The following is a 21,160-nucleotide window of genomic DNA, read 5'->3' as shown; positions in this document are numbered from 1 at the left end:
ATGAAAAAAATATACTTTACCCTATTAATCATAGGGCAATGTGTTTTTGCACAAAACAAAACAGCGCAAGACACAACAAAACAAGAACTTGAAAATGTTTTTGTAACGGCAAATCGTACGGCAACTTTAAGAAAGGAAACTCCAGTTGCCATAAGTAAATTGACAGCAAAAACAATTAACGAAGCCAAAGCGACAGCAGTTTACGAAATCATAAATAAAACTCCTGGAGTCTTAATGGTAAACCTAGGAAACGAACAGCATATGATGTCTATTCGTCAGCCTATGACCACAAATGCTTATTATTTATATCTGGAAGATGGACTGCCAATTCGCCCAATGGGAATTTTCAATCACAATGCATTATTGGAAATAAACCAATACAATCTGCAAAGTATTGAAGTTGTAAAAGGTCCAGTTTCTTCTTTATACGGACCAGAAGCTGTTGGCGGAACTATCAATTTAATTTCGATTAAACCTCCTGTTGATCCTGAGTTTAAATTCGGAATTCAAGCTGACAATTATGGCTACAGAAGATTTCAAGCCGCAGGTGGCGCCACAATTGGAAAAGTTGGTTTTCATGTTGCAGGAATTTCAAGCTTACAGGAAAATGGCTGGATGACCTATTCTGATTACAATAAAGATAATCTGAATGCAAGAATTGACTACAACATCTCGCCTTCTACCCGATTGATCAGCAATACAATGTACGGAAAATATTATTCAGACATGAGCGGAACTGTCAATGAAGAAGCTTTCAACAACAGAACTTACAAAAGCACTTCTGATTTCACGTATAGAAAATCGGATGCTTTACGAACTCGTTTAACATTAGAACATGACTGGAACAGCAATTCTAGCAGTTATATTACCGCTTATTTGCGCGACAATAAATTAGGACAAAATCCATCATACGGAATTAAATGGAGTCCAACTGTAAATCCTACGACGGCTAAAGGCGAAGTAAATTCGAACAACTTTAAAAGTTATGGTGCAATCGGACAACACACTCAAAAATTTGATTTCTTGAATACCAAAATTGTTGCTGGCGCCTTATATGATTATTCTCCTGTAACTTATTGGTCGTATGTAATTGATTTAAAAGCCAATTTGAATCCAGGACAGCCAGGAAAACAAACAGTAGATTCGTATGAAATCATTGCCGAACATCCAGACTCTAAACTTTCGGATTACACGGCTGATATTTTTAACACTGCGGGTTATGCGCAAATTAGTTTTAATCCTATTGAAAAATTAGTTATCACTTTTGGAGGACGCTATGACAATATGAAAGTGAATTATGATAATGCAATTGATCTTTCTACAGGAAGCAAAGTATATGACAAATTTACTTTTAAAGCTGGAGCCAATTATAATCCTGTAGAATTTGCTGGTATTTACGGCAATTACTCTCAAGGTTTTGCTCCTCCGGGAATTACTTCAATTTTTAGAGCTAAACCAGGAACTGGCGGTACATCAGGCGTTCCTGCCCAATTTTATTACAATCTAAAACCTGCAGATTTCAATAATTATGAAATTGGCGGATGGCTTTCTCTCTTCCAAAACAAACTAAATTTTGATTATGCTTTTTATTATATGGAAGGCAAAAATGAATTACTAAACGTCAAACTTCCAGACAATTCAACCGATTATCGCTCGGCTGGAGAAACACGCCATAAAGGAATCGAGTTTGGCGCGTCATACAAACCATCAAAACAATTCAATATTCGACTTGGCGGTACTTATGCGCAACATACGTATATCGATTTTAAACTTTCGGACAAACCATCAGATCCTATTCAGGATTTAAACGGAAAAGAAATGCCTTCAGCTCCAAAATGGTCAGGAAATTCAGAAGTTAGTTATTATCCAAATTGGCTTCCAAACTTAAGAACGTCTTTGGAATGGCAACTTGTAGGCAGCTATTATCAAGATCAAATCAATACCGTGAAATATGATGGCTATAATATTTTCAATGCCCGAATTGGTTATCAATGGAAAAAAATTGAGGTTTATGGAAACGTTTTAAATCTTACTGACAAATTATATGCTTACAATGTTACCAGAACTAATGTTGCCAATGCACAGCCAACTTATACTGCAGCAGCACCTAGAACTTTTGTATTCGGAATCCAATATAATTTCTCATTAAAAAAATAAAATAAAATTTCGCCACAGATTAAAATGATTAACACAGATTAAATAATCTTTTCTAATCTTTTAAATCTGCGACAAAAAATTTAGACTATGAGTAAAGAAATCAATAGAAAAACTTCTAAAAAGAAAGATTCAAAATTCATCAAAAAAATCAAACAACACATGTACAAATGGCATCGTGTTATTGGATTGATTACAATTGTTCCTGTAATTTTCTGGACATTTTCTGGTTTGATGCATCCTTTTATGGCGCACTTTTTCAAACCTGAAATTGCTCATGATAAAATTGAACAATCAATTATTGATAAAAGCCAATTGCATTATTCTATTCAAGAGGTTTTACTGAAAAATGAAATATCTCAATTCAAAAATTTTAGAATTGTCACTTTTAATAATTCAACTTATTATCAAGTAAAAACTATTCTTGGCGAACTTTGGTATTATGATGCTTTGACTGCCAAAAAACTGGAAAACGGAGATCAGAAATACGCCGAATGGCTTTCTCGTTATTTCTTAGATGACCAAAAAAGCAAAATAAAAAACAGCGAAGTTGTAACGGAATTTACGTCGCAATACAAATATGTCAACCGTTATTTGCCAGTTTACAAATTAAGTTTTGACCGCCCCGATGGCATGCAAATTTATGTAGAAACCTCATCTAGCAAACTGGCGACTTATAATCCAACTTCTAGACAAGCATTTATTTGGTTCTTTGATACTTTTCATAACTGGTCTTTTATCGATGCCATAAGCAACAATAGCATCCGAATTATTACGATGATTTTTTTGCTGTCAATTATTGGATTTTCTGCTTTGAGCGGTATCTTAATTTATGGTTTGCTTTGGAAACAATTCAAAAAAACTGATAGTATAACGCCCAAAAAAGGTTTGAGAAAATACCATCGCCAAATTGGAATTTGGATTTCGCTTTTCACATTGACTTTTGCTTTCAGCGGTGCTTATCATGCTACTACAAAATGGGCACCTTACACGTTATCGCAAATGGTTTACGAACCAACTTTTGTAACCAAAGAAATTCCTAGAGCAAATAATGATTTAAATTTAGATTGGTCTCGCTTTCAAAATATCAGTTTAATTACATTGAATGACACTACTTACTACAGATGTCAACTGCTTGAAAAAGAAACAAAAAGGTTCAAAATACCTAAATCAGATTCAAAATGGAATAAAAAAGAAGATTCAAAATCTGAAGCGGTTTACATTAATGCAACAACAAATAAAGTTGCACCAAATCTGGATTTAGAATATGCTGAATTTTTAGCGTATTATTTTACCGATGGAGCGCCAAAAGCTTCTTGTTGTGAAATGATCGACACTTCTGAAGATGATTCTCAACCTTCATTCGAAAACATAAAATTGTTGGAATCAAAAGTGCTAACCGATTTTGATAGCCGAGAATATGGTTTTGTCAACAAAAGGCTTCCTGTCGTGAAATTGGCTTATGATACGCCAGAAAGAACAACTTACTTTATTGAAACTTCAACATCACGATTGGCTGCAGTTGTCAATAATTCAAATCGGGTTGAAGGCTATTCTTTTGCCATTCTTCATAAATTTCTATTTATGGATTGGGCTGGAAAAAATATTCGCGATCTGGCAACAGTTTTAGCTGCGTTGTCGATTCTAATTGCTAGTATTTTAGGTTTTGTTCTTTTCCTGAAAAAGTAAATTTTAAGATGCTAAGATTCTAAGGTTCTAAGATACTAAGTTTTTTTTCTTAGAACCTTAGCTCCTTAGTCCCCCAGAACCTCAAAAAAATCATCTTGGGTTATCTTGGTAATAACGTTCTTCAATTCGTTTTATATCTCGTATCGAATTTTTAGCCCAATCCAAGCGTTTTGCTAAAATTTCTTCATCGGTTAATTTCCAATCGATATCAGATCTACGAAGTCTGTTAGTTAAGCTTTGAATGATAATTGCAGCGGAAACCGAAATATTTAAACTTTCTGTAAAACCAACCATCGGTATTTTTAAGAAACCATCGGCATTGTCCATAATTTCTTTTGATAAACCTTCTTTTTCAGTTCCGAAGAATAAAGCACTTGGTTTTGTAATATCAAAATCTTCCAACATGCAATCTTTTTCATGAGGTGTTGTTGCAATAATTTGATATCCTTTACTTTTTAGATCAGAAAGACATCCTGAAACTGAATCAAATCGATTAATATCAACCCATTTCTGTGCACCTAAAGCAATTTCTTTATCGATTCTTTTTCCAAAACGCTGTTCGATTACATTCAATTCCTGAATTCCAAAAACTTCGCAGCTTCGCATTACCGCGCTTGTATTATGCATCTGATAAACATCTTCTACTGCAACTGTAAAATGTTTTGTTCTATTTTCTAGTACTTTTAAAAAATTAGCTTTTCTATTATCAGTTAATATGTTTTCTAAGAATGCGAGGTAATCTAAATCAATCATTATTAGTGTTTTTGTTTTCAATTATATTATTAATAACGCTATACAAGACAAAGGTATTCCAATCATTTTTATATGAATAGCCACGATTAAAGTCTAAAGGATTTTCTTTGGAATAAATAGAGATATACGTACTGTATTTTTTTACAGCAACATCATGCCAACGAATAAGTTTTTTTTCTTGTTTAAAAAGTCGAGAAACTTCAATAATAACACCTTCCGAATTAACATTTACATCTCCAATAAAAAAAGATTCACCGGTTTGAAATTTTTCAATAAAAGAAACTGTTTTATCTTTAAAATATAAATCCCAAAGAGAACTTAGTATATTAGAATATAAATCATGACATTCATATTTCTTTATACCTAAATAAGTGTTGAAATTTATTTTTAAAACTTGATTGTCAAAATTCTTAATAAATAATTGGTATTCTCTTCCAAAAACAAATTTGTATTGGTAAAAGGTAATACCATAACGAAATTCTTTTATTTCATCTGCTTTAAAAAATGTAAAACCATCGTTAGCTAAATCTTTATCTTCAAATTTGATAAAATCTGGATGAAGATGGAGACTTCTTTGATAATTATCTAAAAGACTTCTTTTAATCTTTACTTTTAATTCTGAAGGCATTCTTTATTATTTGATGCCAAAAATAATAAATAAAAGAGAAAGAAGACTTCAACTGTTTTTTAAGCCTACCAAATCTTTCCTAAAATTAGCATTAAGTTTTTCGTAAAGCAAATTCACTTCATTCAAATCGACAGACAAAACATCATCTTTATATGAATCTCCAATAAAAACAGCATTTTCATTTTTAGAATGTTTTTTAAGACGTTCCAGCATTATATTTAATTCGCTTTCGGAAAAATCGGCATCGATAAAAGATATAAATCGCTCTATAACGTTTTTCATTCCGTCATTATAATTAAGCATAATCACGTTGTTGTCAATTTCATAAAAATCTAAAAAACCTTGAAAATATTTTTCTAAAACCAAAGCTTGATATTGTCTAAAATTCACTTCTTCAATCTCTTTAGAAGTAATTCCGAAAACACTTGGCGGAATTATACTTGCAACCATATGCATTCCTGCCATTTTTTGGTGCGATCTTAAAACTTCTCCCGGATTCCGATACAATAAAGCAAATGGAATTTCAGGAAAAACCGATCTTAAATAAGAAGCTTTAAAAATACTCCAGGCATCCAATTTTATAATAAGATTCTTTTGTTCTGGAAATCTCTTCTGTCCAAGCAATCTGATAACCGATTCGAGCAAAATTGTTTTTGTATCCTCATCAAAAGCATCACTCCTTAAAATCTCATCAATAATAGGAGCTTCAGAAACCATTATATTTTCTGGTGAAGTTGCAAGAGACTGACTCAGCATCGTAGATCCGCATCTTGATACATGAAAAACCAATCCTTTTAAGTCAACAAAATCCAATTCTTTCGACCAATCAATCAGATTTTCTGCAGTGCTTATTAATTTAAACCGCTTTGAATTATAACTATGACTTCTGCATTTCGCAATCGTTTCTTCAAAAAAAGGATCTGCAAAAGGGATATCTGACAAATAAAGCCACTCAAAATAAACTTCATTCTCACTTTCAATCAATTTAATTGGAAGCCAATTAGAAATAAGATGTGGTATTTTTTCCATTTTTATGAGTTCATTTGCGATTGAAGTTCAGCGATAATTTTAGCATTCGTTTCTGATGGATTTCTTGAGAGCTCTGCAATAATTTTATGCTTTACCTCATCTGAATACTTTATTTTGGGTACAAAATTCACATCAAAACCCATTTTAGAGAACAATTTATCAGACCAATCATTTCTTATGCAATCCAAAGTCAAATGAATTCTAGATTCTGAACTTTTATTCTGAACACTGTGCGGCAATTGAAAATTGGCATACCAGCACTCTCCCATTTTCATTGGAACTAATTGATGATTTACATAAAAATAAACTTCAGAATTGGTAATAATAGGAATGTGAATCCTGAAAAAACCATCTTCATATGAAGTATCATTATCAACATGCTCTTTAATCTCACTATTTGGGCCAAGTCTTAATAATCTCACTGCTTCTTTTTCGCATTTAAACCAATCCATTATTTCTTTAAAATAAGGACAGCTTTCGAGCAAAGGCGTATTTTTATATTCTTTGTCTGGAAAAGAAAGAATATCATTTTCTAAACCTGATTGCGACCGCAAAGAAACACTTGTCCATTTTCCTTCGTATCGATAGGTATTAAAATGCGGTGTCCACAAATTAGTCTCGCAAGTCTGTAAATCATTTTGCAGTTTTTCTATCGAAAAAGAAATCGGAAGTTGGCAAGAAGAAGAATTCATAGCCTTAAAAATTTAAATTGCTAATTATAAAATTGTAAAGTTTATCAGCAGAAACCGAAACCGTTTCTGAATCTGTTTTTAGTATTAAATCCGCTTTTTCTGGAGTTTCAAAAACATCACTTATACCCGTAAAACTTCTAATTTTATTTTGATCATGGTCTGGCAATAAAGCTCTTTTGTACAAACCCTTCGGATCTCTTTCAATCAAATTATCAATAGAACAATCTAGAAATACTGTTTTCACAAATTCAAAAGCTCTTAGTTCACTTCTAACATTTTCATACGGATTTATAACTGACATCAGAACAATTTTATTTTCTTCAATCAAGCTTCGCCCAACGTTAAAAAGACGTCGTACATTTTCGCATCTATCTTCTTTAGAAAACCCCAAATCTTTACAGATAGTCTGCCGATAAACATCGCCATCTACTATTTCTGCTTCGTAATTATTCTGAAGCAGCAGATGCCTGACATTTTCTGCCAAAGTCGTTTTTCCTGAACCAGAAAGCCCTGTAAATTGAATTAAAATCATTTAGAAACGCTTTTACCAAATAGAACATTAAAATTAAATAATTCAGAAAGAGAGACAAAGCGTATAAACCCCCATTCTTTTATCTAAAAAAAGCATTGGCAATCCTTACTATTTACTAAACATTTGAATAAAGAAATCACTATTTTTATCTTTTAATAAAACTAAAATGAAAAAGAAACTTGTTGTTTTAACAGGAGCAGGAATCAGCGCCGAAAGCGGCATAAAAACATTTCGCGATAGCGATGGTCTATGGGAAGGACATGATGTGATGGAAGTTGCAACGCCAGAAGGCTGGCATAAAAATCAGGAATTGGTTCTAGATTTTTACAACAAAAGACGCCAACAGTTAAAAGAAGTAAATCCGAATCTTGGTCACACGATTTTGGCTGAATTAGAAAAAGACTTCGACGTGCAGATTATCACTCAAAATGTTGACGATCTTCATGAACGTGCAGGAAGCACAAACGTTTTGCATTTGCATGGAGAATTGCTAAAAGTGCGAAGCACTCAAAATAAAAACCTGATTTTAGATTGGACAGAAGATTTGCTTACAGGAGATTTGGATGCAAACGGACATCAATTGCGCCCACATATTGTTTGGTTTGGTGAAGAAGTTCCTGCACTTGAAGAAGCTATTGACATTACCGAAACTGCAGACTATTTTGCTGTAATCGGGACTTCTTTGCAAGTTTATCCCGCTGCTGGATTAATTGCTTATACGCCAAGTACAACGCCCGTTTTTTATATTGATCCAAAACCTATTTCGATTCCGAATCTTAGAAATAAAGTCGAAACGATTGCCAAATTTGCTTCTGAAGGAGTTGCCGATTTAAGAGAAAAATTATTGAACTTAGAAAAAACAACATGATTTTTGAAAGTTGGTTACAGCAATTATTTCCGTTTAATATATTCTGGCTCTTTGTTTTCTTTTTAATAGAAAATTCGGTGTTGATTGGTTTATCCGTTTTGATTGGAAAAATACTGGAACCTGAAAACACTTTTTTAAAGCATAAAGATCAAAAATGGGTAATTTCTACCCTACTTTGCAACACTTTCATCACTTTAATCGGATTTGAATTGTATCGTTACGGAATTATGAAAGTAGATTTTTCTGCATCTCTCAAACTTATCGTTTTTGATACGCTTTTATTGATTTTGTTGATGGATCTTTTCATGTTTATTTTTCATTTTCTCGTTCATCACTTAAAATGGCTTTACCCAATTCATAAACTACATCACACGCATGTAGAAACCAACGTGTATAGTTTGTATGTTCTTCATCCGATAGAAACTCTAGGCTTTGGTTTTATATGGCTATTTTTAATTACAATTTTGAAGTTTAATTATCTGAGTATCATTATTTATTTGGTTCTAAATCTTTCTTATGGAATATTTGGGCATTTAAAAAAAGACATTTTTCCATCTTTCTGGTACAGCAATTACTTTACAAAATGGATTTCTACCACTAAATTTCATAATGATCATCATAAAAATGAGTCTCACAATTATGGTTTTTACTTTACAATTTGGGATAAAATTTTCAAAACCATAATTTAAGCGTCAATATAGCTTTCAGAAGTTTTAACAATACCTTATATTTGCACCTTTCGAAAAAACAACATCACAATGACTACTCTAAACGAATTGAATGCTATATCGCCAATTGATGGAAGATATAGAAATAAAACTCAAAATTTAGCACCTTTCTTCTCTGAAGAAGCTTTAATAAAATACCGCGTTTTGGTTGAAGTGGAATACTTCATTGCTTTATGCCAAATTCCATTACCACAATTGCAAGGTATTGATTCTAGTTTATTTGAAAGCTTGAGAAACATCTACAAAAACTTCTCAACTGAAGATGCACTTTGGATTAAAGAAACTGAGAAAGTAACCAATCACGACGTAAAAGCGGTTGAATATTTTATTAAGGATGCTTTTGAGAAATTAGGTTTATCTCAATATAAAGAGTTCATTCACTTCGGATTAACGTCTCAAGATATTAATAACACTGCAATTCCGCTTTCTACAAAAGAAGCGTTTGAGCAAGTTTACATGCCAACTTTAATTGCTGTAATTGCAAAATTAAAAGAATTAAGCGTTGAATGGAAAGACATTCCGATGCTAGCACGAACTCACGGACAGCCTGCTTCTCCTACTCTTTTAGGAAAAGAAATTTTGGTTTTCGTAGAGCGTTTAGAAGAGCAAATGCGTTTGTTGTTCAACATTCCGTTTGCAGCTAAATTTGGTGGAGCAACAGGAAATTTCAATGCACATCACGTAGCATATCCGCAAATTGACTGGAAACAATTCGGAAACAAATTTGTTGAAACTGATCTTGGTTTAAAACATTCTTTCCCAACTACTCAAATTGAGCATTACGATCATTTTGCAGCTTTCTTTGATGCTTTAAAAAGAATCAACACTATTATCATCGATTTAGATCGCGATATCTGGACGTATGTTTCTATGGATTATTTCAAACAAAAAATCAAAGCTGGAGAAATTGGTTCTTCTGCAATGCCACACAAAGTAAATCCAATTGATTTTGAAAACTCTGAAGGAAACTTAGGAATTGCAAATGCTATTTTTGAACATTTAGCAGCAAAATTACCTATTTCAAGATTACAGCGTGATTTAACTGACAGTACCGTTTTGCGTAATGTTGGCGTTCCGTTCGGACATACAGTTATTGCTTTTGAGGCAACTTTGAAAGGTTTAAACAAATTACTTTTAAACGAAAGCAAATTTGCTGAAGATTTAGAAAAAAACTGGGCCGTAGTCGCTGAAGCGATTCAGACTATTTTACGTCGCGAAGCTTATCCAAATCCGTACGAAGCTTTAAAAGGTTTAACAAGAACTAATGAAGCAATTGACAAAAATGCGATTCATAATTTCATTGCAACTTTAGAAGTTTCAGATGCTGTTAGAGCAGAATTATTGGCTATAACTCCTAGTAATTACACAGGAATCTAAGAAAAACACTAAATATTTTACCAAAAAAAGCTATCTTTATCGAGATAGCTTTTTTTATTTAACATAGTGTTTCTAGCCCAGATTGAAATGGAAAGCCTTTTGCGAAAAAAGCATTATTTTTTTGCAGGTACAGAGCGACCAACGGAAGCTCCTGGAACTGCTTAAAAAATATGCGTTTTGAGTAAAAGCTTGAAATGGAAAGCTGGATGAAGCTCCTGAAAAAAAATACCACGTATTTATATGATTGCATTAAATGCCGCTGCAGAAACTACACACCACTTACAACCTTTAATTAGTGATTTAGGATTAATTCTAATGACTGCCGGAATTGCCGTTCTATTATTTAGAAAAATGAAACAGCCTTTGGTTTTGGGCTACCTGATTGCAGGATTTTTGGCTGGAAACCATTTTGATTTTTTCCCATCTATAACCGACATGAAAAGTGTTGAAGTTTGGGCAGAAATTGGTGTTATATTTTTACTTTTTAGTTTAGGACTCGAATTCAGCTTTAAGAAACTAATGAAGGTTGGAGGAACTTCGTCTGTCACCGCCATAACCCAGATTATGTTTATGACCATAATTGGTTATGCAGTTGGACAATGGATGGGCTGGGCGAAAATGGACAGTATTTTCTTGGGCGCCACCCTTTCTATTTCGTCCACGACAATTATCATCAGAGCTTTTGATGAATTGGGTGTAAAAGGAAAAAAGTTCGTTGGAATTGTTTTCGGAGCTTTAATCGTTGAAGATATTGTTGCTATTTTAATGTTGGTTTTATTGTCAACTATTGCCGTAAGCGATCAGGTTTCGGGAACTGCATTGCTGCAATCTGTCTTAAAACTAATCTTCTTTTTAATTATCTGGTTTTTAGGCGGAATTTTTATCATTCCAACTATTTTCAAAAAAGCAAAACATCTCTTAACCGACGAAATGCTGCTGATTATTTCATTGGCATTATGTTTAATGATGGTAATTTTTGCTTCAAATGTAGGCTTCTCTCCAGCTTTGGGTGCTTTTATCATGGGATCTATTATCGCTGAAACTACGATGGCAGAAAAAATTGAACATTTAATTCAGCCTGTAAAAGATTTTTTCGGTGCTGTTTTCTTTGTGTCAGTCGGGATGTTAATCAATCCTGTAACATTGATAAATTATGCACTTCCAGTGGCTATAATTACTTTATTGACCATATTCGGAAAAGCTTTTAGTTCTTCGATCGGAGCTTTGATTTCTGGTCAACCATTAAAACAATCGGTTCAAACCGGAATGAGTTTGGCACAAATCGGAGAGTTCTCGTTTATTATTGCCACTCTCGGAATGTCACTAAAAGTTACGAGCGATTTCTTGTATCCAATTATCGTTGCTGTATCTGCAATTACCACATTTACTACTCCTTTCTTAATTAAATATTCAGAGCGCTTTGCTTTCTTTTTAGAAGCAAAAATGCCGAAAAGATGGGTCAAAAATATTAACCGTTATAGTGTGAATGCCCAAGCAATTAAATCTGTCAGTACTTGGCAGATTGTACTTCGCTCTTCGATTACGCAAATTATTCTGCATACAATCATTATTACTGCCATTATATTATTGTCTTCAAAATTTGTAGCGCCTTTGGTTGCCGACACAAGATTCGGAAATACGCTGGCAGCTTTATTGACTCTGGTTGTAATTGCACCTTTTTTATGGGCACTTTCGCTTCGTCGCGTAAAAGTAGATGAAGTTGAAGCACTGTGGGAAGAACGCAAATACCGTGGTGCACTTTTAATGCTTATCTTGATAAGAATGAGTCTTGGCTTATTCTTTGTTGGGTTTTTATTGAATATTTTCTTCTCTCCTTTAGTGGCTTTCGTAGCACTGATTATTGCAATCGGAGCTTATCAAATTTTTCCTAAAAAACTAAATGAGCAATACCATAAAATTGAAAATCACTTTTTGAAAAACCTCAACGATCGTGAAAACAAAAAGATCGACAGAAGATATGCCAATTTGATGCCTTGGGATGGACACATGTCTTTCTTCGAAATTAAAAAAGAATCTAATTTAGTGGGCCAAACTTTACAGGAATTGAAGATCCGCGAGCAATTAGGAATTAATATTGCTTACATAAAACGAGGAGAAGTCACCATTCCGATTCCTACTAAAACAGAACGATTATTTCCAGGCGATGAAATTTGTGTAATTGGAACTGACGCACAAATTGCAGAATTCACCAAATTCTTAACTCAAAACGAAACCGAACCTCCTACAAAAGTAGAAGAAACCGATATTGTTTTACGACAGCTTGAAGTTTCTCAAGATGAGTTTATTCAAAAAAGCATCGGACAATTCAGAGCCAAAACAGACGGAATGGTCGTAGGAATTGAACGAAACGGAAACCGTATCCTAAATCCAGAATCTAGTTTGATCTTAGAGAAAAATGATATTCTGTGGGTTGTAGGAGATAAGAAAAAAATGAATGCTTTGATGGCTTTTGAAGGTGCAAAGATTCAAAGAGACAGAGGTTCAAAGATCTCGTAGAAAATAAAAAGGTTGGGATTTTTCCAAATGGAAAAATCCCAACCTTTAAACTTTGTCCCTCTGACTCTTTGAACCTTTGTCACTTAAAGTTACTTATTCGGTTGCGGTGTCAATCTCAAATAAGGTTTTATTGGTGTATGTCCTTTTGGGAATTTTGCTGGAATGTCGCTGTCTGGAATTGCTGGTGCAATTACAACATCTTCTCCATCTTTCCAGTTTGCTGGCGTAGCAACGCTATAGTTTGCTGTCAATTGTAAACTATCAATTACACGAAGCAATTCATCAAAATTTCTTCCTGTTGAAGCTGGATAAGTCAGCGTTAATTTGATTTTTTTATCTGGCCCGATAACAAAAACAGAACGAACTGTAAATTTATCACTTGCATTTGGATGAAGCATATCATATAAATTTGCTACTTTTTTATCCTCATCTGCAATGATTGGGAAATTTACTTCTGTATTTTGAGTTTCGTTGATATCTTTAATCCACTCTTTGTGCGAGTCTAAACCATCTACACTCAGAGCAATAACTTTAGTATTTCTTTTTTTAAATTCTGGCACATAGTTCGCCACAGTTCCCAATTCAGTTGTACAAACTGGTGTAAAATCTGCTGGATGCGAAAATAAAACACCCCACGAATCACCTAACCATTCGTGAAAATTAATTGGTCCTTGCGTGGTTTCTGCGTGAAAGTCTGGAGCTATATCGCCTAATCGTAATGTTGACATAATTTCATTTTTTTAGTTCATCTAAAATTAACTAAAAAATGCATTTAGAAAACATTCAAAAGGTAAAAAAAAGTTAAAATTCTACATTCTCTATCTAGTTAGTGTTTTAATCTGATTTTAGCACATAGAAACATAGATTTTGTAATGTTACCTGAATTATTTTATAAGCCTCTTTTTCATAGTAAAAATTGCTCGCAAAGACGCAAAGACGCAAAGACGCAAAGACGCAAAGTTTTATAAAAAATTAAAAAAAAGAAAAACTTAAAAAGAAAAGACTTAGCGACTTGGCGTCTTTGCGAGATTAAAAAAATAAGTAATAGATTAAATAAAACTTACTACAAAGTACCAAATCGCAAGAGTTACAAAGGAAATAGGAATTCCGAAACCGATCATCATGCTGCTTAATTTTGGTTTTAATCCATAAGTTGAAGCTAAGATTGCTCCTGTGATCATGGGCGCCATAGCAGTTTCCATAATCGTGATTTTTATAACTTCAGAATGCTGGTTAAAAATGAAAACATAGAGCACAAAAATTACAAAAGGAATTAAAAGTAGTTTAAAGAAAAGTCCAAGGCGCAAAAATTTCCAATGTTGGCTTTTTCGATCAAAAGTCAGTTGTAAACCAACAGAAAGCAAAGCTAAAGGCGTTACCAAACTTCCGATTTTTAATAATACAGATTGAAAGTTTTCATTTAAATTATAATCGAAAATATTCATCATACATGCCAAAACAAACATCAGAAATGGCGGAAACGTGATGATTTTTTTGAAAATCCCTAATGCATTCGGACTTCCTTTAGAATAAAAAGCCGCGGTGAAAACGCCAAGTGTCGAAACCACCACAAAAGTTCCTGGCTGATCAACCAACACGGCCGTTTCTAAACCTTTCTTTCCAAATAAAGCTTCGATAATCGGATATCCAAGAAAAGAGCTATTACTTAAGCCAGCCGTTAAAATCAAACATCCGATTAATTTATTAGACCAGCCATTTCTTCTTCCTAAAAAATGAAAAAAAATAAAAGCCAGAATATAAGTAATCCACCCCGCTCCAATCGGAAATAGCAATTCGCTGCTCCACTTTATCTTCGGAATATGATATAAAGTAATTGCAGGAAGACAGACATAAATAACAATTTTATTGAACGTCTTATAGATATGAGTAGGAAACTGCTTTACGTGCTGTAGAGCTAAACCCAGCGAAAGAAAGAGAAATATTAATATAAAGTTGTTCATATCATGGCTTCAAGACAAAAATAGGAAATTATATATTGATGCGCTGAACAAATTATCGCCTCTCTTTGAGTTTTTTGTTACTTTTAATATGTAATTCTAAAAAATCTATGCAACAAATAAGGGATAATCTTGAACTAATGACCAAACTTTCTGATGAAGACTGGAACATCTTTTCCTCAAAACTTATTCGTCAGGAATTTTCAAAGAAAACAGCAATACTTCAAACCGGCCACATAGAAAATTATCTTTCTTTTATAGAAAAAGGAATTCTTAGATATTATGTTCCTTCCGAAAATAAAGACCTAACTTTTACTTTTGTATTTGATGGCGAATTTACAAGTGGATATGATTCTTTTATTACAAGATTACCTGTAAACTATACCATCGAAACTCTTGCCGACACAGTACTTTGGCGCATTTCTTATAATGATCTTCAAGACATCTATGCCAAAACTAAAATTGGCAATACCATTGGCCGATTGGCAAGCGAAGGATTATTTATTAAAAAATCAAAAAGAGAACTGTCTTTGCTAAACGATTCTGCTGAGCAGCGTTATCTTAATTTATTCACCGAACAGCCTCACTTAATACAAAAAATTCCGCAAAAATATCTTGCCTCTTATATTGGTATTACTCCGCAAGCTTTAAGCCGAATCAGAAAACGTATTTATTAACCCAAGTTCATTGTTTAAGGTTTCTTTCCTGTGCAACTTTGTACAATAAAAAAAGATATGGAAATATGGAAACCTTAATTATACTTTTTGGAGTTTTTATCGCAACACTGTTTATTATCTGGCTCACAGCTAAACGGCTTGAATTAGCATTTGCTGGCAGAGTCGCTATGGCAGTTATGCTAGTATTTACTGCTATTGGACATTTTGTTTTTGCTAAAGGAATGGCAATGATGATCTCTTTTTTGCCTTGGGCAAATGCTATTGTCTTGGTAACAGGAATCATAGAATTAATTGCTGCAATTGGACTCCTATTGCCAAATACCAAAGTCCTTACAGGAAAACTGCTGATTTTATTTTTTATCTTATTGCTTCCAGCTAACATTTATGCCGCAAGCCATAATATCAATTTACAGAGTGCCGACTATACCGGCAAAGGCGTATCGTATTTATGGATTAGGATACCTATGCAACTTCTTTTTATAGCATGGGTATATTTTTCTTCACTAGGAATCAATCAAAAATCAAAATAGTCAATAAATAAACTGCACATCATTGATAATTAATGATGTGCAATTTTCTTTTATTTTATATTTCGAATTACTTTAATTAATTTTAAGTTAAAATTGTTTTTTGAGTTACAAAAAGATGTAAATTTGTAACATATTTTATTACAGTATGATTTCAGGTAAATTTGCCATAACGATTCACATTCTTACTTTGCTCCATAAATTCCCAAATGATTATCTGTCATCGGAATATATTGCGGGAAGTATTAATCTAAATCCTGTTTTGGTTCGAAAAGAAATTGCCAACCTAAAAGCGCATCATATAGTAGAAAGTAAAGAAGGAAAAAATGGCGGTACAAAATTGGCAGTTAACGCTGCTGATCTGACTTTAAAACAAATATTCGAAATGACCTTTGAAACCATTGGTTTAGGTTTTGCAAAAAATCAACCGAATCCTGATTGTCCTGTTGGAAAAAACATCAATCAGCATTTGGAAGTTTTATACAGCGAAATGAATCAAAACGTCAGCAAACAGCTGGAAGGAATTTCATTGGAAGATTTTTCGAATCAGTTTTAAAACTATTTTTTTAACCTAAACTGTAACATTTTTTATTACTAAATAAATTTATATATTATGAAAATCGCACTTATCGGAGCTACAGGATTTGTTGGCTCAGCAATTTTAAATGAATTAGCAGACAGAAAACATGAAATCACTGCTATTGCAAGAACTCCAAAAGACACCTCAAACGCTACTTGGGTTACTGCAGATATTTTTAATGTTGACGCTTTGGCAGAAATTTTAAAAGGTCACGATGCTGTTGTCAATGCTTACAATCCAGGTTGGACTAATCCTAATATTTACGATGACTTTTTAGCAGGTTCTAAAGCTATTCAGGAAGCGGTTAAAAAATCAGGCGTTAAACGTTTTATCACTATTGGTGGAGCTGGAAGTTTATATGTTGCTCCAGACTTACAAGCAGTTGACACTCCAGATTTTCCAAAAGAGATTTTCCCAGGAGCTAATGCAGCGAGACATTATTTAAACATTATCAAAGAAGAAAAAGATTTAGACTGGGCGTTCTTTAGTCCTGCTTTTGAAATGCATGCTGGAACTAAAACAGGTAGAACTGGAAAATACCGTTTAGGCTTAGAAAATCCTGTTTTCAATGACGAGCAAAGAAGTATTTTATCTGTAGAAGATTTAGCGGTGGTTATTGCTGATGAAGTAGAAACTCCAAAACATCATCAAGTTAGATTTACCGCGGGTTACTAATTTTTTTCAGCCACGAATTCACGAATTTTATTTTTAAAATCTTTGAGATTATTTTTTCGAATTAATTCGAATAATATTTAGACAAAGATTTTAAAAAGAAAATTCGTGAATTCGTGGCAAACTTTTTTACGTCGTTCGAGAATAACAAATTAGCGGAAATTCGTGTAATTCATGGCAAACTAACTTTTTGAAACTGTTTTTGTTTTCTGTACTTTTACATTTCTAAAAAGTGCGTTTTGTCAAATTCTAATAAACAAACTGGCAGCATATCTGAAAAAGCTGGAATTTCACCACCCGAAATCACCAATATTTCGGCTATCAATCAAATTAAAAGCAAACGCAGACAACAGCCTACTTCTCAAGAATTAATTGATGGTATTTTAGAAGGAAACCGAACTTCTCTTAGCCGTGCGATTACTTTAATTGAAAGCACTAATCCTGACCATTTTGATAAAGCAGGCGAAGTCATTCAAGGCTGTTTATCTCATGCCAACAAATCAATTCGAATTGGAATTACAGGAGTTCCTGGAGTGGGAAAAAGCACTTTTATTGAGGCATTTGGAAAACATCTGACACAATTAGGAAAAAAAGTAGCGGTTTTGGCAGTTGACCCAAGCAGTTCGCTTTCTCATGGAAGTATTTTGGGTGATAAAACCCGAATGGAAGAACTGGTTAAAGATGAAAATGCTTTTATCAGACCAAGTGCTTCTGGAGAAACTTTAGGCGGTGTAGCTCGAAAAACCCGAGAAACTATAATTCTTTGTGAGGCCGCAGGTTTTGATACTATTATTATTGAAACTGTTGGTGTTGGCCAAAGCGAAACTGCTGTTCATAGCATGGTCGATTTCTTTTTACTTTTGAAAATTTCTGGTGCAGGCGACGAACTTCAAGGCATTAAACGCGGTATTATGGAAATGGCAGATGCAATTGTCATTAATAAAGCTGATGGCGATAATGTAAAAAAAGCTAATCAGGCGAAAGTAGAATTTAATCGCGCTTTGCATTTATTTCCTCCCAAAAAATCAAACTGGCAACCCAAAGTGACGACTTGCAGTTCACTCACAAAAGATGGCATTTCTGAAGTTTGGAATACAATTTCTGATTATTTTGAAATGACCAAAGAAACAGGATTCTTCCAAGAAAAAAGAAATGAACAAAACCATTTCTGGATGATGGAAACGATCAACGAACAATTGAAACAGAATTTTTATAATCAGCCTGAAATTGTTTCTTTATTGGAAGAAAACAAAAAAGCAGTGCAAAACAATGAAATTTCATCTTTTGCCGCTGCTTCTGAGTTATTAAAATTGTATTTTAATAAAGGTGCAAAGGCTCAAAGTGACAAAGGTTCAGAGTAGAAAAAAGTCGCTTTGCTCTTTTTAATACCTCAACAATCTCTATACTCAATCTTGTCAGTTCGAGCGGAGTCGAGAACCCACAAAGCATATCAATTTCACTAAAAAAGAAAAGGTCCAAAGTAAAACCTTTGAACCTTTGTAACTCTGAGCCTTTGAGCCTATTTTTTATTAGCTCTAAGCTTATATTTGCTTTCTTTATACAAATTTCCTGCTGTAATAACGTGTGCCAAAGCATCTTTTGCTAAATCTTCGTTTAGTTTTACAGGAACTAAAGTTGTATCATTTTTGATTTCAAATTGCAACGGTTTCAAATTTGGTTGCATAATCACAACTTGATTTTCCACTCTAAATGCATTGATATCATTAAACTGCATAATAGATCTTCCTTGAACTTTCGGATCCAATTTGCTTAAGTTTCTTCCAACCATTGGAGTTTCGAATGGAAGTCCTAAATAACTTAGTAATGTCGGTGGAATATCAATCTGACTTGCCAATCTATCATAAATAGCTCCTTTTGGAACTCCTGGTCCCATGATAAATGCTGGAATATGGAATTTATTGATTGGAACTAAATTTTTACCGTACGTTCTTGTATTGTGGTCAGCAATTACAATGAAAATCGTATTCTTAAAATACGGTTCTTTTTTTGCCATTTCAAAGAATTTCCCAATTGAGAAATCGGCATATTTCATGGCATTGTTCACCGTATTAGGCTTTTTATCATAAGGTTTAATTCTTCCTGCCGGATATTCGAAAGGCTCGTGATTTGAAGTTGAGAACATTAAAGAGAAAAACGGTTTGTCTCCTTTTGATTTGAAATACTGATTGGCTTTAGTAACTAAATCTTCATCAGAATAGCCCCAAGTTCCTTTGAAAGCATATTTATTCCCGTCTGATTCAAAATCGGATTGGTCTACGATATCTGTAAAACCATTTCCGTTGAAAAACGAAGCCATGTTATCAAAATTGGCCATTCCACCATAAATAAAACTCGTGTCATAGCCTTTTTGTTTTAATGCGTCTGCCAATGTAAAAAATCCTTGTTGCGAGTTTCCAAGCTTTACAACACTTTCTGATGGTGAAGGTAAAAATCCAGTCACAACCGCTTCAATTCCGCGGACACTTCTAGTTCCTGTGCAATACAAATTCGTAAACAGTAATCCTTCTTTAGATAATTTATCAAATTCAGGAGTTAATGGTTTTCCTCCTAAAATCCCAACATATTCTGCACCTAAACTTTCTTGTAGAAAAATCACCAAATTGTATGGCTTTTTCATGACAGAATCTGGTTGCTGAACATGCAAAAACGGAATATCCTTATCGGTAAAATCGTTTGGACCTGCGATCATGTATTTTTTTACACGAGCAATCGCTTCGGCTTCATCCATTTTACCATACATTTTTGTATTTCCTTCATTCTTGATTGAATAAGCCGCAAAAGCTACTGTATAAAATGAATTTAATCCCAAAGTATTTGTAAGCTGATCTGTTGAGAAAACAGCATTACTAGCATTAATAGGACGTTTTGAAGTCAGACTTGAACGTGCTCCAAAAAACAATAAAAAAGCCACTAATGGAAATACCATTAATTTGAATTTGTATTCTGTATTAGTAGTGTAGAAAAGTTGTTTTCCTTTTTTGAAAGCAAAATACAGTACAACACCAAGAATTAGAAAAGTCACAATGATTGAAGTCAGATAACTTTTTAAAAGCATTCCAACTACTTCTTTTGGATAAATAAGGTAATCTAAGAAAATCTTATTTGGACGTGTGTCATATTGTTTTACAAAATCTGGCGATGCTAATTCTACAAAAAGAATTAAAAACAGAAACAGAAAACTGTAAATTACCAGAAATTTATTGGTAAACTTTATCGCTTTATTCGGCAGAAAAGTAATTAGCAATGCTGGAAGAAACGACAAATAACAAAGCAATATCAAATCCATTCGAAGACCGATTGGAAAAATATACCAGAAATCTGGCGTCTGCACTACTCTTTCTTTAAAAAGAAAAAATAAAAAGATTCGGCTTAAAGTAGTAATCAATAATCCGATTAATATAAAACTGAAAATAGGTTTTAAGAAACGTAAATTTTTCATCAAATATAGTATAAGAACGTAAGATTAGAAAAACAAATTATTCTTCGTAGCGGTTAATTTCTCTATCATAAAACTCATTAGCCTTTTCGATTAAACCTTCCATTTCGGCGTTTAATTCAGCTTCGTCTAGATCTTCCGCTTCTTCTAAAAATTCAACCTCATCATCTTTCAAATTGATAATGAATCTTGGATAATCTAGGTGAATGATAAAAATATCATCTGGAAAGTCAGTATTATCTCCAAGTAAAAATTTAGGTAATTCCATATATTTATTTTTTAGTAATTGATTATTATTTTGCTACAGATTTAATATTTGAAA

20 protein-coding genes are annotated in these 21,160 nt (G+C 33.4%); 11 read left to right on the top strand and 9 right to left on the bottom strand.

Annotated elements, in window-relative coordinates:
• Positions 1 to 2,157 (top strand): TonB-dependent receptor, encoded by a 2,157-nt coding sequence (locus tag DMB71_RS04260; protein WP_111363971.1) that lies wholly within the window; start codon positions 1 to 3, stop codon positions 2,155 to 2,157.
• 87 nt (positions 2,158 to 2,244) lie between these two features.
• A complete protein-coding gene (locus DMB71_RS04255) occupies positions 2,245 to 3,843 on the top strand; it encodes a PepSY-associated TM helix domain-containing protein (RefSeq protein WP_111363970.1) in 1,599 nt (532 codons plus the stop codon).
• Between the two features lie 90 nt (positions 3,844 to 3,933).
• Here the strand turns inward: DMB71_RS04255 and DMB71_RS04250 are convergent, their stop codons facing one another.
• The 5 genes from DMB71_RS04250 to cysC are packed head-to-tail and all read right to left on the bottom strand — an operon-like array spanning position 3,934 to position 7,477.
• Entirely contained in the window at positions 3,934 to 4,596 is a 663-nt protein-coding gene (locus tag DMB71_RS04250) for a TrmH family RNA methyltransferase (protein ID WP_111364061.1), read from the bottom strand.
• The gene (locus DMB71_RS04245) at positions 4,589 to 5,224 is read right to left on the bottom strand and encodes a hypothetical protein (RefSeq protein WP_111363968.1); all 636 of its coding nucleotides are present in this window, start codon (positions 5,222 to 5,224) and stop codon (positions 4,589 to 4,591) included. Before DMB71_RS04245 ends, DMB71_RS04250 begins: the two co-directional genes overlap by 8 nt.
• Positions 5,225 to 5,272: 48 nt before the next feature.
• Entirely contained in the window at positions 5,273 to 6,253 is a 981-nt protein-coding gene (locus tag DMB71_RS04240) for a sulfotransferase family protein (protein WP_111363967.1), read from the bottom strand.
• A 2-nt stretch (positions 6,254 to 6,255) separates the two neighbouring features.
• On the bottom strand, positions 6,256 to 6,945 hold the full coding sequence (locus DMB71_RS04235; RefSeq protein ID WP_111363965.1) for an aspartyl/asparaginyl beta-hydroxylase domain-containing protein: 690 nt from the start codon (positions 6,943 to 6,945) through the stop codon (positions 6,256 to 6,258).
• Between the two features lie 4 nt (positions 6,946 to 6,949).
• Positions 6,950 to 7,477 carry an adenylyl-sulfate kinase gene (gene cysC / locus DMB71_RS04230; protein ID WP_111363964.1) on the bottom strand — a complete coding sequence of 176 codons (528 nt, stop codon included), beginning with the start codon at positions 7,475 to 7,477 and terminating at the stop codon, positions 6,950 to 6,952.
• Positions 7,478 to 7,643: 166 nt separating this feature from the next.
• Between cysC and DMB71_RS04225 the strand changes: the two genes are divergently transcribed.
• The 4 genes from DMB71_RS04225 (at position 7,644) to DMB71_RS04210 (ending at position 12,967) form a co-directional block, all read left to right on the top strand.
• On the top strand, positions 7,644 to 8,345 hold the full coding sequence (locus DMB71_RS04225) for an SIR2 family NAD-dependent protein deacylase (RefSeq protein ID WP_111363962.1): 702 nt from the start codon (positions 7,644 to 7,646) through the stop codon (positions 8,343 to 8,345).
• The gene (locus DMB71_RS04220; protein WP_111363961.1) at positions 8,342 to 9,034 is read left to right on the top strand and encodes a sterol desaturase family protein; all 693 of its coding nucleotides are present in this window, start codon (positions 8,342 to 8,344) and stop codon (positions 9,032 to 9,034) included. The genes DMB71_RS04225 and DMB71_RS04220 overlap by 4 nt, the downstream gene beginning before the upstream one ends.
• A gap of 69 nt (positions 9,035 to 9,103) precedes the next feature.
• Positions 9,104 to 10,450, top strand: a complete 1,347-nt coding sequence (gene purB, locus DMB71_RS04215) for an adenylosuccinate lyase (RefSeq protein ID WP_111363959.1) — start codon at positions 9,104 to 9,106, stop codon at positions 10,448 to 10,450.
• Positions 10,451 to 10,690: 240 nt separating this feature from the next.
• Entirely contained in the window at positions 10,691 to 12,967 is a 2,277-nt protein-coding gene (locus DMB71_RS04210; protein WP_111363957.1) for a cation:proton antiporter domain-containing protein, read from the top strand.
• Positions 12,968 to 13,056: 89 nt separating this feature from the next.
• Here DMB71_RS04210 and DMB71_RS04205 read toward each other — a convergent pair whose 3' ends face one another.
• Entirely contained in the window at positions 13,057 to 13,695 is a 639-nt protein-coding gene (locus DMB71_RS04205) for a peroxiredoxin (protein WP_111363956.1), read from the bottom strand.
• Positions 13,696 to 14,016: 321 nt separating this feature from the next.
• Entirely contained in the window at positions 14,017 to 14,928 is a 912-nt protein-coding gene (locus tag DMB71_RS04200) for an AEC family transporter (RefSeq protein ID WP_111363954.1), read from the bottom strand.
• Between the two features lie 107 nt (positions 14,929 to 15,035).
• On the opposite strand from DMB71_RS04200, the gene DMB71_RS04195 reads away from it, so the two are divergent.
• The 5 genes from DMB71_RS04195 to meaB all read left to right on the top strand — a co-directional run bounded on the left by DMB71_RS04195 (position 15,036) and on the right by meaB (position 18,742).
• A complete protein-coding gene (locus DMB71_RS04195; protein ID WP_111363953.1) occupies positions 15,036 to 15,602 on the top strand; it encodes a Crp/Fnr family transcriptional regulator in 567 nt (188 codons plus the stop codon).
• Between the two features lie 65 nt (positions 15,603 to 15,667).
• Positions 15,668 to 16,132 (top strand): DoxX family protein, encoded by a 465-nt coding sequence (locus DMB71_RS04190; protein WP_111363951.1) that lies wholly within the window; start codon positions 15,668 to 15,670, stop codon positions 16,130 to 16,132.
• Positions 16,133 to 16,277: 145 nt separating this feature from the next.
• On the top strand, positions 16,278 to 16,685 hold the full coding sequence (locus tag DMB71_RS04185; protein WP_111363950.1) for an RrF2 family transcriptional regulator: 408 nt from the start codon (positions 16,278 to 16,280) through the stop codon (positions 16,683 to 16,685).
• Between the two features lie 57 nt (positions 16,686 to 16,742).
• A complete protein-coding gene (locus tag DMB71_RS04180; RefSeq protein ID WP_111363948.1) occupies positions 16,743 to 17,384 on the top strand; it encodes an NAD(P)-dependent oxidoreductase in 642 nt (213 codons plus the stop codon).
• 236 nt (positions 17,385 to 17,620) lie between these two features.
• On the top strand, positions 17,621 to 18,742 hold the full coding sequence (gene meaB, locus DMB71_RS04175) for a methylmalonyl Co-A mutase-associated GTPase MeaB (RefSeq protein WP_111363947.1): 1,122 nt from the start codon (positions 17,621 to 17,623) through the stop codon (positions 18,740 to 18,742).
• A gap of 158 nt (positions 18,743 to 18,900) precedes the next feature.
• Here meaB and DMB71_RS04170 read toward each other — a convergent pair whose 3' ends face one another.
• Both DMB71_RS04170 and DMB71_RS04165 read right to left on the bottom strand, forming a co-directional pair.
• Entirely contained in the window at positions 18,901 to 20,841 is a 1,941-nt protein-coding gene (locus DMB71_RS04170) for an LTA synthase family protein (RefSeq protein ID WP_111363945.1), read from the bottom strand.
• 37 nt (positions 20,842 to 20,878) lie between these two features.
• A complete protein-coding gene (locus DMB71_RS04165) occupies positions 20,879 to 21,106 on the bottom strand; it encodes a hypothetical protein (RefSeq protein WP_072973177.1) in 228 nt (75 codons plus the stop codon).
• Positions 21,107 to 21,160: the final 54 nt, after the last annotated feature.

It is taken from the genome of Flavobacterium tistrianum (genome assembly GCF_003254545.1).
Lineage (GTDB): Bacteria > Bacteroidota > Bacteroidia > Flavobacteriales > Flavobacteriaceae > Flavobacterium > Flavobacterium tistrianum.
The sequence above is the reverse complement of the archived record's forward strand: the minus strand, read 5'-3'. Positions and strand labels throughout refer to the sequence as shown.

Coding starts and splice junctions, on each gene's coding strand:
- DMB71_RS04235 (WP_111363965.1), bottom strand. CDS start 6,945: ATGAATTCTTCTTCTTGCCAACTTCCGATTTCTTTTTCGATAGAAAAA.
- DMB71_RS04170 (WP_111363945.1), bottom strand. CDS start 20,841: ATGAAAAATTTACGTTTCTTAAAACCTATTTTCAGTTTTATATTAATC.
- DMB71_RS04245 (WP_111363968.1), bottom strand. CDS start 5,224: ATGCCTTCAGAATTAAAAGTAAAGATTAAAAGAAGTCTTTTAGATAAT.
- DMB71_RS04255 (WP_111363970.1), top strand. CDS start 2,245: ATGAGTAAAGAAATCAATAGAAAAACTTCTAAAAAGAAAGATTCAAAA.
- DMB71_RS04180 (WP_111363948.1), top strand. CDS start 16,743: ATGAAAATCGCACTTATCGGAGCTACAGGATTTGTTGGCTCAGCAATT.
- DMB71_RS04260 (WP_111363971.1), top strand. CDS start 1: ATGAAAAAAATATACTTTACCCTATTAATCATAGGGCAATGTGTTTTT.
- DMB71_RS04185 (WP_111363950.1), top strand. CDS start 16,278: ATGATTTCAGGTAAATTTGCCATAACGATTCACATTCTTACTTTGCTC.
- purB (WP_111363959.1), top strand. CDS start 9,104: ATGACTACTCTAAACGAATTGAATGCTATATCGCCAATTGATGGAAGA.
- DMB71_RS04195 (WP_111363953.1), top strand. CDS start 15,036: ATGCAACAAATAAGGGATAATCTTGAACTAATGACCAAACTTTCTGAT.
- DMB71_RS04200 (WP_111363954.1), bottom strand. CDS start 14,928: ATGAACAACTTTATATTAATATTTCTCTTTCTTTCGCTGGGTTTAGCT.
- DMB71_RS04225 (WP_111363962.1), top strand. CDS start 7,644: ATGAAAAAGAAACTTGTTGTTTTAACAGGAGCAGGAATCAGCGCCGAA.
- DMB71_RS04210 (WP_111363957.1), top strand. CDS start 10,691: ATGATTGCATTAAATGCCGCTGCAGAAACTACACACCACTTACAACCT.
- DMB71_RS04250 (WP_111364061.1), bottom strand. CDS start 4,596: ATGATTGATTTAGATTACCTCGCATTCTTAGAAAACATATTAACTGAT.
- DMB71_RS04220 (WP_111363961.1), top strand. CDS start 8,342: ATGATTTTTGAAAGTTGGTTACAGCAATTATTTCCGTTTAATATATTC.
- cysC (WP_111363964.1), bottom strand. CDS start 7,477: ATGATTTTAATTCAATTTACAGGGCTTTCTGGTTCAGGAAAAACGACT.
- DMB71_RS04190 (WP_111363951.1), top strand. CDS start 15,668: ATGGAAACCTTAATTATACTTTTTGGAGTTTTTATCGCAACACTGTTT.
- DMB71_RS04165 (WP_072973177.1), bottom strand. CDS start 21,106: ATGGAATTACCTAAATTTTTACTTGGAGATAATACTGACTTTCCAGAT.
- DMB71_RS04240 (WP_111363967.1), bottom strand. CDS start 6,253: ATGGAAAAAATACCACATCTTATTTCTAATTGGCTTCCAATTAAATTG.
- DMB71_RS04205 (WP_111363956.1), bottom strand. CDS start 13,695: ATGTCAACATTACGATTAGGCGATATAGCTCCAGACTTTCACGCAGAA.